Origin of the sequence: Halochromatium sp., from assembly GCF_046541315.1 — a bacterium.
Lineage (GTDB): Bacteria > Pseudomonadota > Gammaproteobacteria > Chromatiales > Chromatiaceae > Lamprobacter.
Map to the genome: position 1 here is coordinate 1 of NZ_JBKHDN010000107.1, position 9,205 is coordinate 9,205.

Below are 9,205 nucleotides of genomic sequence, written 5' to 3' on the forward strand. Positions count from 1 at the left end.
GAGGTCTTCTCGTCCTCGAGGTCGGCCTTTTCTTCCTCAAGGGAGGTCTTCTCGTCCTCAAGTTCTGCCTGTTCTTCTTCGAGCGAGGCCTTTTCCTCCTCAAGCCGGTCTAGGCGTTCGCTGGTGGCGCTGGTGTTGTCCTCGTCGCTCGCGGTGGGCGCGGCTTCATCGGCGAAGAGGGGCGCGGTCCCGCACAACAGCGCGCAGGTGCTCAGCGTTGGCCAGAGGCCGGCAAGGCGGGGCTGCCGGTGAGGCCGCCCGTTACGATTCGTCTGAACGTTTGCAGTGGGGGTCGACATGGCAATCTACTCCTACGGTAATGGTCGCAATGAGCGGGTTTTGACGCGGTGAAGATGGGTTTAAGCGATTGACAGAACTCGTCTTAGCAGCCAGTCGGCAGTCCGGCGAGGGCCATGGCCATCTCGCCTTCGTCGTAGCTCAGATCATTGAGCTTGCCTTCCTTGTAGTCCATGTACGCCTGCATGTCGAAGTGGCCATGGCCGCAGAGGTTGAACAGAATCGCCTTGGATTCGCCCGATTCGCGGCATTTCTCGGCCTCGTGGATGGCGGCGCGCACGGCGTGGTTGGCCTCCGGTGCCGGTAGGATACCCTCGGCCTTGGCGAAGCGGATGCCGGCGTCGAAGCATTCGAGCTGGTGGTAGGAGCGCGGTTTGAGTAGGCCGAGCTGGGCGAGATGGCTGATCTGCGGCGCCATGCCATGATAGCGCAGGCCGCCGGCATGGAAGCCCGGCGGCACGAAGCCGGAGCCGAGCGTGTACATCTTCACCAACGGCGTCAGCTTGGCGGTATCGCCATAGTCGTAGGCGAAGCGGCCCTTGGTCAGGGTCGGGCAGGCCGAAGGCTCGACGGCGATGAACTCGGTCTTGAGATCGTCGCGCAGCGCCTGATGCAGGAACGGGAAGGCGAGGCCGGCGAAATTGCTGCCGCCGCCGGTGCAGCCGATGACCAAGTCCGGGTAATCGTCGGCCATCTGCATCTGCTCGATCGCCTCCAAGCCGGTGACGGTTTGGTGCAGCAGCACATGGTTGAGCACCGAGCCGAGCGCATAGCGGGTGTCGTCGCGCTGCACCGCAAGCTCGACTGCCTCGCTGATGGCGATACCCAGACTCCCGGTACTGTCCGGATGCTCGGCGAGAATGGCGCGCCCGGATTCGGTGCGCGCGCTCGGGCTGGCGATGCATTCGGCGCCGAGGGTTTCCATATAGGCGCGCCGATAGGGCTTGTGATCGAAGCTGACCCGGACCATGAAGACGACGATCTCGAGGTCGAAGAAGGTGCCGGCGAGCGCCAGCGACGAGCCCCATTGGCCGGCACCGGTCTCGGTGGTGATGCGTTTGACGCCCTCGGCCTTGTTGTAGAAGGCCTGGGCGATGGCGGTATTCGGTTTGTGCGAGCCGGCTGGGCTGACACCTTCGTATTTGTAGTAGATGCGCGCCGGGGTATCCAGCGCTGTTTCCAAGCGACGGGCGCGGAACAGCGGTGCCGGGCGCCACTGGCGGTAGACCTCGCGCACCGGCTGCGGGATCTCGATCTCGCGCTCGGTGCTCATCTCCTGCTCGATCACGGCGCGCGGGAAGATCGGCGCGAGATCGTCCGGCGTGATCGGTTGTTTCGTCCCTGGGTGGAGCACCGGCGCCATCGGCTCGGGTAGGTCGGCGTTGATGTTGTACCAGAACTTGGGCAGGTGCTCTTCGTCGAGCAGGTACTTGACGCTATCGCTCATGATCGTTCTTCGGTTTCTCCAGGGGGTTGATGCAATCTGTCGTGCGCGAGCCAGCGGTTCGTCGAGTGTGACCGCAACCGGTCTCGGGTCGTTTTGGCGTGGAGGAGAGCCCGCCTAAAGCGTCGGCAAGTGTGCCAGGTTCTTGCTGCCGGCTGAAGGGCCTTGGCGCATTCAACCGGGCGGACGACGGCGCGCGCCCCGGGCGGTTCGCCGCTGACGTGGCCGCATGGGCTTGTCGACGCCGGCGTGGGTGGTGCGCGCTGCGTGCGTTGCGGCTGGTGGGCGCGGCGCGGCGGCGGCCGGCTGCGCGCTCGGCACCAGATGACGCTTGCCGTTGCCGATCAGATCGGCGCGGCCCATGCGCCGCAGCGCCGCGCGCAACAGCGGCCAGTTGCTCGGGTCGTGCCAGCGCAGGAAGGCCTTGTGCAGCCGGCGCTGGCGCTGGCCGCGCACCACGCTGACGCGCTCGGCACCCGCCCGCACCGGGCGCAATGGGTTCCAACCGCTGTGGTACATCGCGGTGGCCAGCGCCATCGGCGTCGGCAGGAAGCCCTGCACCTGATCGGGGCGGAAGCGGTTGCGCTTGAGCCAGAGCGCGAGGTTGAGCATGTCCTGATCGCTGGTGCCGGGGTGGGCGGCGATGAAATAGGGGATCAGGTACTGCTCCTTGCCGGCCTCGCGCGAGAACTGCTCGAAGAGCTGGCGAAAGCGCTCGAAGCTGTCGATGCTGGGCTTGAGCATCTTGTCGAGCGGGCCGGGCTCGGTGTGCTCGGGGGCGATCTTCAGGTAGCCGCCGACATGGTGCGTGACCAGCTCGCGCACATAGGCGGGCGAGTGCACGGCCAGGTCGTAGCGCAGCCCGGAAGCGATGAGCACCCGCTTGACCCCGGGCACCGCGCGCGCCTTGCGGTAGAGCTGGATCAGCGCCGAATGGTCGGTCGACAGGTTCTTGCAGACCTCGGGGGAGACGCAGGACAGCCGGCGGCAGGCGGACTCGATGACCGGATCGCGGCAGGCGAGCCGGTACATGTTCGCGCTCGGCCCGCCGAGGTCGGAGATGGTGCCGGTGAAGCCCGGCGTGCGGTCGCGAATATCGGCGATCTCGGCGAGCACCGAGCGTTCCGAGCGGCTCTGGATGATGCGCCCCTCGTGCTCGGTGATCGAGCAGAAGCTGCAACCGCCGAAACAGCCGCGCATGATGGTCACCGAGAAACGAATCATCTCCCAGGCCGGGATGCGCGCGTCGCCATAGGACGAATGCGGCCGGCGCGCGAACGGTAGCTCGTAGATCCGGTCCATCTCGGCGGTGGTCAGGGGGATCGGCGGCGGGTTCAGCCAGAGATCGCGCTCGCCGTGGGCCTGGACCAACGCGCGGGCATTGCCGGGATTGGTTTCCAGATGCAACAGCCGCGCGGCCTGGGCGTACAGCATCGGATCGGCGCGGACCTGCTCGAACGCGGGCAGGCGCAGGACCGTGCGAGCGCGTTCTAGGGGGCGTCGCGCGGGTTCCGCATCCGGCACGCTGGCGTCGATCTCGCTCCAGCCTGCGGGCCGCTCGCCGCGACGGGTCACAAATGCGGTGCCCCGCACATCGCGGATCTGTTGGATCGGCTCGCCGCGAGCGAGACGGTGCGCGATCTCGCAGATGGCGCGCTCGGCGTTGCCGTAGAGCAGCAGATCGGCCTTGCTGTCGATCAGCACCGAGCGGCGCACCCTGTCCGACCAATAATCGTAGTGCGCGAGCCGGCGCAGGCTGGCCTCGATGCCGCCGAGCAGGATCGGAACGTCCTTGTAGGCCTCGCGGGCGCGCTGGGCATAGACCAGCACCGAGCGGTCCGGCCGCCGCCCGCCGGTGGCATCCGGCGAGTAGGCATCGTCGGAGCGCGGACAACAATCCGCCGTGTAGCGGTTGACCATCGAATCCATGTTGCCGGCACCAATGCCGAAGCACAGCGCCGGCGGCCCGAGCACGGTGAACGCCTCCGCCGAGGTCCAGTCCGGCTGCGCGATGAGGCCAACGCGAAAGCCCTGCGCCTCCAGCAGCCGTCCCATCAAGGCCATGCCGAACGAGGCATGATCGACATAGGCATCGCCGGTGACGATGACGATGTCGCAGCGATCCCAGCCGAGCAGATCCATCTCCTCGCGCGACATCGGCAGCTCGGACGCGGTGCCGAGCTTATGCGCCCAGTGCTTGCGGTAGCCGAAGAGGTCGGGGGCGGTGTCCATGCCTGATCCGCCTTAGGACGCGTCGTGCGTTGGACGCGAATGTTGCAGGAGCGGCGGATCATGCCTGATGTTGCGTTCCCCGCTGCGCGCCTCCGCCGCGCTGCCGGCACCGCGAACGCCATCGATCAGAGCGCGGAGATCGGCGACGATCTGCTTCAGTTGGTTGGCCTGATTGGCCAACTCCTCGCTGGCCGCCGACGACTCCTCGGCATTCGAGGCGCTGATCTGCGTCACCTTGTCCATCTGCGAGACCGCGAGATTGATCTGTTCGACGCCCCGCGCCTGCTCGTCGCTGGCTGTTGCCACCTCGCCCATCAACTGGGTGACCCTGGTGCTGGCGTTCACGGTCTCCTCGAACAAGGCGACCATCTCCTCGGCGACCGCCTTGCCGAGGTATGTCTCCAGCTCGGCGGTGATGTCCTTGATGCGCGCGGCGTTATCCTTCGCCGACTTCATCAGTTCGTTGGTGTTCTTGACCTCCTCGGCGCTGCGTTGAGCGAGCTTGCGCACCTCGTCGGCGACCACGGCAAAGCCCTTGCCTTGCTCGCCGGCGCGCGCGGCCTCGACCGCGGCATTGAGCGCCAGCAGATTGGTCTGGAAGGCAATGCCGTCGATGGTGTTGACCACCGTGGCGGTGCTATTGGTGCTCTCCTCGATCGCCCGGATCGCGGTATGCAGACGGTCTAGCCGTGCGCGCATCTCGTCGGCGGTGGCGCGGGCGGTCTTGACGCCCTGCTCGGCCTTGTCGTTGGCCGTGCGGCTGAGAGTATCGGCCGCGCGCGCATGTTCGGCGTTCTGACGCGCGCCGGCGGCCATCTCCTCGACACTGGAACTGGTTTCCTCCAGGCTGCTGGCCTGTTCGCCGGCGCCCTCGGCCATCTGCTGACTGCCGATGTTGACCTGGCCGCTGACGGTCGCGACCTGCTCGCTGCCGTCTTCGAGGCCTTTGACGACGCGATTGATCGGGCCGACGATGGCGCGGGTGATCAGTAACGCCAGCGCGATGCCGACGGCGAGGGCGATCAGCAGGCCAATGCCGACCACCAGACTGCTGAGGGTCAGGGTGCGCTGGGTATCATCGGCGATCCGTTGCGTGTGTTCCAGGCCGGTATCCGCCGTGACCTTGCATGCCGCGATCAGTTGTCTCCCGGCATCCGTGCGTTCCAGCGCCAGTTGGTCCAGGGTCTTGCGATTGTCACCCAATCGTTCCATCGCCGCCTGATAACCGCTCGCCGCGTTGCGGGTCGCTTCGATCTGCTCCAGCAGGGCGGTCTCGCGCGTGCTTTCTGCGAGCGTGGTCAGTCGCTCCTGGAGCGTCGGCAGCTGGGTCTCGAGCGCCTCTTCGATATAGCCGAGATCATTGAGCGCCTGGGCCTTGAAGGCGTTGATCCGGGTCTCGTTGCCAAGGGTAACGATCTGGTTGGCCAGGGCGATCGCGCGCTGGCGGTTGGTCATGTCGGCCGCCAAGGCCTCGATTTGAGTCTCCAGGAAGGTCTTGGAGGCCTCGATGAAATGGCGCTCTGCACGGTCCATGGCGGTGCGTAGTTGGTCGAGGAGCTGTTCGCTGGCGGCGAAATCCTTGTCGGCCTCATTGCCATGGGCGCGGATGGCGGCCCGATAATCGGCGGCGCTGTCTTCGATGGTATCGAGCTGCGCCGTCTCCTCTTGGCGGCGCGTGATCGGTCGGATCGCCTCGATCTCGGCGGCGATGGCCGTCAGCTGTTCAATCGCCTCTTGCCGCAGGGAGGCTCGCTCCATGGCCTGGGCCTGGACGTTGACCACGCGCGCGCGGCTACCGAACTCAACGATGCGGGTGACGGCCTGGACTTTGGTCAGTCGCTCCTCGAGCGCCTGCTCGAAGAGCGCGTTTTGTCGCTCAAGGAACGCGTTCGCCGCTTGCATGTAGGCCGCGGCGTTATCGTCGAGTTGCTCGCGGTTGGCCTCGAGCCGTTGCGTCTGTTGGCGGGTCCGTTCCATCAGCTCGAAGTAGGTGTCGCGCGCCTGTTCGGCGTTGGCGATCTGGTCGCCCAAGGTGGAGAGATGCGAGGCGTTGGTTTCGAGCGCCTTGGCATCGGTCAGCGCCTCGTCGAGTAACGCCGCTTCGGCTTCGGCATCCTGCCAATAATGGTCGGCCCCGGTCAGGCCATACCCGCGCATGGCGTACATGAGGTTGGTGGCGGCGCCACGCAGACGGGTGGCGATCTCGACTTCGGGCACATATTCTTCCGCCAGCATCACCGACTTGTTCATGACGGTGAGCATATTGACGGTGGCGATGCCGCCGAGGATCGCGGTAATCGCGATCAATGCCGCAAACCCTAGAATGATCTTGCTGCCGAGCTTCAGGTCTTGAAACATGTTGAATAAATCCTTGAGTCAAAACGGTTGATTTGGGTTTCCAAGCGGCGACGGGGGGACTCGCGCATCCTGACGATGCGGGTACTGGCCAACGCATGACGTATGCTACAGCATGCGAATGATAATGCGTCCAACGGGGTCAGTGGGGCCAAAGCCATTGGCGGCCGTTGGCTTTCCGATTCGGCATTCGTATCAAGGCTCCGCGCGCGGGGTCCGTCTGCTATCCTGCCATCCGGCTTAACGAGGTGTCTCCCATGGCCCCGCTGTATGTCTTGCTGGCGCTTGCAGGCTGGCTCTTGCTGATGCTGATCGGGTCGTTGCTAGACGGGCGTGGAGCGCGTTTGCGTGGGGCGCCCTTCGAACGGCGGCCACTGTTGTCGGCTGATGAGCGGCGCTGCCATCGCCTGATCCAACAGACGCTAGGCGAGGACTATCCTGTCTTTCCCAGGGTTGCGGCCAGTGCGCTGTTACGACCACTGCCCCGGATCGGGCGCCGGCAGCGGCGCCTTGCGCTCGCCCATTTGCGTGCAGGTTGGGCGGATCTCCTGATCTGCTCGGCTGCGGATGCCTATCCCCTGGTTGTCGTCCGACTGGTGCGCGAGACCGAGAGGCGAGCGCAACGGCGGAGTGCGACGCGGATGCGGGCGGCTTTCGCTGCGGCAGGAATGCCGGTGCTCGAACTCAACCTGAACGACCTGCCCACGCCCGCTCGCCTTGCGACCCTGATCCAGGAGGCCTTGGCGATGAACGACCCGGAGTGGGTTCCGGCTCGGCGCGCGCGCCAAGAGCCGACCCTTCGCCGCGCCGATGACGACGAGGACGATGAGGACGAGGCCGCGTTCCTCTCGCAACTCACCGCGGCGATGCGCGACCCGGAGGTTCCGTCCGATTAGCGCTGATTGAGCGGACCGCTCGGGTCGAGCCAGAGGCGGCCATCGGCCAGTTCGACGCGATAGGTGCGAATGGGCGTGTCGGCTGGCTCATCCGCGGGCTGGCCGGTCTCCAGGTCGAAGCGACTGCCATGCAATGAGCATTTGATGCGCGCGCCATCCAGACAGCCGTAGGAGAGCGGATAGTCCTCATGGCTGCAATTGTCTTCGACCGCGTAGTAGCGCTCATCGACGCGGGCGATGAGATAGGGCGTGCGATCGACCTCGACGCGAATGAATTTGCCCGGCGCGATGGCGTCGGCCTGGGCGACTTCGATGAAAGGCGATTCCATGCGAACCCCCCGTTTCAGCGCAAACGCCGGGCCGCAGCACCGGAGTCGAGCACGGCGCGGATGCGATCGGCGCCAGCGGCGATGGTCTGCTCGCGACCGAGATGCCAGAGGATCAGGGCACCCGAGAACACCAGGCTGTCGTAGCTCGGGCCGCGCTGGCCCTCCAGGGCCGCCATTCCGGCCTGGGCTGCGGCTTGGGCGGTGGCGGCGACATCGACGGCGACAGCGATATCGTCGCTCGGCCGGCTCACGGTGGGCAGATCCTCCGGCAAGGGCACGGCGCGCACGTTTTGCTCGATGCCAATCTCGGCCGGGTCGATCTCGAACGACTGCTCCTCGCCCAGGTGCTGATAGTTGAAGCAAACCCCCGGTTGGCGCAGCGAGGGGACGATGCCGCCCTCGACTCCGCGCACCAACAAGGCGGAGTCGAAGCCGGCATGGCGCGCGAGCAAGGCGTAGATGCGCGGGTAGGGCTTGTGGACATAGCCGGTGACCAGATGGGTCTTGTGGCGGCCGTGGATCGGCCGCGCCATGACCTCGACCGTGGTGATCGCCTGGCGTTTGACGATGGTGCCGCGCAGTGGCACCAGAGCGTGCAGCTTGGGCGCGAAGGCGCGTTGATCGATGTAGCTCCAGCCGATCGCCGGGTCGGAGACGCGGGCGGCGGCCTCGGCCGGACTCGGATTGACGGCGATGCCAGCGGCCTGCAGCACATGCCGATGGGTGACGCCGAACTTGGGCCCGACCGCGTCGACCCCGTGCGCGACCGCCGGCACCCCGCACTCAGCGAGGATCGGCGCGAGGAAGGGCGAGGCCGGCAGGCAGCGGTTGTAGCCATCGTAGGGATCGGCGAGATCGACCACCTCGTCGACCTCGGCGACCGCATGCTGGGTCGCATCGCGCACCGCATCGAGGATACCGCGCTGCTCGTCATCGGTTTCGCGCTTCATGCGCAGCGCGATCAGGAAGAGACCGGCCTGCACCGGATCGACCGCGTCGTCGAGGATGGCGTTCATGCCGAGGCGCGCCTCCTCCATCGAGATGTCCTTCGACAACTCCGGACCGGTGGCAATGCGTTGCAGGATCGAGCGCATCGTGCGTTGGGTATCGTTCATGGCTGAAGACATCTCGTGGAGGCTGGGAGGAAACAGGGAAGAAACGGGGAGGAACCGGCCATCGAGACCGGGCGGAGGCCGCGTCGGTTTGTTGCCGATCGCGCGCACCCCGCAAGCTCGGGTTCGTTGGCGCGGGCTTCAAGGCGGGTGCCCGTGGATTGAGCGGGCACGCTGCCTGTTGCATGCTTCTGCACTCATTGCCTTTGGGACTCTTTGCTGGCGTTGGGTCTGGAACGGGCGCTTTCCGCGCGTGGCCATGATCTCAATCGCGCCAGCGTTTCGACAAGTCGGCATAGGCATCGATGCGCCGATCGCGCAGGAAGGGCCAGATGCGCCGTACCTGCTCGCTGCGCCGCAGGTCGATCTCGGCGATGAGCAGCTGTTCCGCGTCTGCCGGGGCGCGTGCCAAGACCTCGCCTTGCGGGCCGCAGATGAAGGAGTTGCCCCAGAACTGGATGCCGGCTGCGGGGGAACTGACAGGCGGGCCGGCTGGGGTCTCGGCAGGCGAGCTGACCGGCAGGCTGGCGGCGGAGCTGG

Annotated in this window: 8 protein-coding genes; 1 reads left to right on the top strand and 7 read right to left on the bottom strand. The window is 66.1% G+C overall.

Features of this window, described 5'->3' with window-relative positions; translation table 11 throughout:
• From ACLFQI_RS08525 to ACLFQI_RS08540, 4 genes are all read right to left on the bottom strand, one after another.
• The coding region (locus ACLFQI_RS08525; protein WP_410758481.1) for a hypothetical protein at positions 1-299 on the bottom strand (299 nt) is incomplete at its 3' end.
• Between the two features lie 83 nt (positions 300-382).
• Positions 383-1,744, bottom strand: coding sequence for a TrpB-like pyridoxal phosphate-dependent enzyme (locus ACLFQI_RS08530; protein ID WP_410758482.1), 1,362 nt, complete (start codon positions 1,742-1,744; stop codon positions 383-385).
• 171 nt (positions 1,745-1,915) lie between these two features.
• Complete coding sequence (locus ACLFQI_RS08535) at positions 1,916-3,973, bottom strand: YgiQ family radical SAM protein (protein WP_410758484.1); 2,058 nt, start codon at positions 3,971-3,973, stop codon at positions 1,916-1,918.
• 12 nt (positions 3,974-3,985) lie between these two features.
• Entirely contained in the window at positions 3,986-6,331 is a 2,346-nt protein-coding gene (locus ACLFQI_RS08540) for a methyl-accepting chemotaxis protein (RefSeq protein WP_410758486.1), read from the bottom strand.
• Positions 6,332-6,633: 302 nt separating this feature from the next.
• Between ACLFQI_RS08540 and ACLFQI_RS08545 the strand changes: the two genes are divergently transcribed.
• Entirely contained in the window at positions 6,634-7,224 is a 591-nt protein-coding gene (locus tag ACLFQI_RS08545; RefSeq protein WP_410758493.1) for a DUF2726 domain-containing protein, read from the top strand.
• Here the strand turns inward: ACLFQI_RS08545 and ACLFQI_RS08550 are convergent.
• The 3 genes from ACLFQI_RS08550 to ACLFQI_RS08560 all read right to left on the bottom strand — a co-directional run.
• Positions 7,221-7,553, bottom strand: a complete 333-nt coding sequence (locus ACLFQI_RS08550; RefSeq protein WP_410758488.1) for a non-heme iron oxygenase ferredoxin subunit — start codon at positions 7,551-7,553, stop codon at positions 7,221-7,223. The two genes, ACLFQI_RS08545 and ACLFQI_RS08550, sit on opposite strands and share 4 nt — an antisense overlap.
• A 14-nt stretch (positions 7,554-7,567) precedes the next feature.
• Positions 7,568-8,668 (bottom strand): anthranilate phosphoribosyltransferase, encoded by a 1,101-nt coding sequence (locus tag ACLFQI_RS08555; RefSeq protein WP_410758490.1) that lies wholly within the window; start codon positions 8,666-8,668, stop codon positions 7,568-7,570.
• Positions 8,669-8,930: 262 nt separating this feature from the next.
• The coding region (locus tag ACLFQI_RS08560) for a nitrilase-related carbon-nitrogen hydrolase (protein WP_410758492.1) at positions 8,931-9,205 on the bottom strand (275 nt) is incomplete at its 5' end.